This window comes from Blautia sp. MSK18_10 (genome assembly GCF_020553185.1).
GTDB classification, from domain to species: Bacteria; Bacillota; Clostridia; order Lachnospirales; family Lachnospiraceae; genus Blautia_A; species Blautia_A wexlerae.
This window is the reverse complement of record NZ_JAJCGT010000144.1, coordinates 1-327: the sequence shown is the minus strand read 5'-3', so window position 1 is coordinate 327 and position 327 is coordinate 1. Positions and strand designations below refer to the sequence as shown.

Annotated in this window: 1 protein-coding gene; it reads right to left on the bottom strand. The window is 33.0% G+C overall.

Going from position 1 to position 327, the window contains the following annotated elements; genetic code table 11:
* Positions 1-86: helix-turn-helix domain-containing protein (locus LI074_RS18270; protein WP_442860840.1), on the bottom strand; the 86-nt coding region annotated here is incomplete at its 3' end.
* Positions 87-327: the final 241 nt, after the last annotated feature.

Below are 327 nucleotides of genomic sequence, written 5' to 3'. Positions count from 1 at the left end.
CTGCAGCCGATTGTCTTCTCTATCTGGGTTATCTGTTCTTTATTTGGATAGATCCTTATTTTTACTGCCCGGTTTATCTTTCTCACCCTGACTCTCTATATACTGATGGATTGTTTCAACAGGTGCTATATTTCAAAGATTTCTTTTGTTCTCTCTGACATCTTATCGTCCAGCATCTTTCTGCCATATTTCATAACCAGAATCAAACAAAAACACTGAATGAGAATTATTATCTAAACTCATTATGTACACTCACTTATTGCTTATTTCGACCGTCCAAATTTCAAGAGCATATTGTTCTTTTTTCTATTATAATATATTTATTGT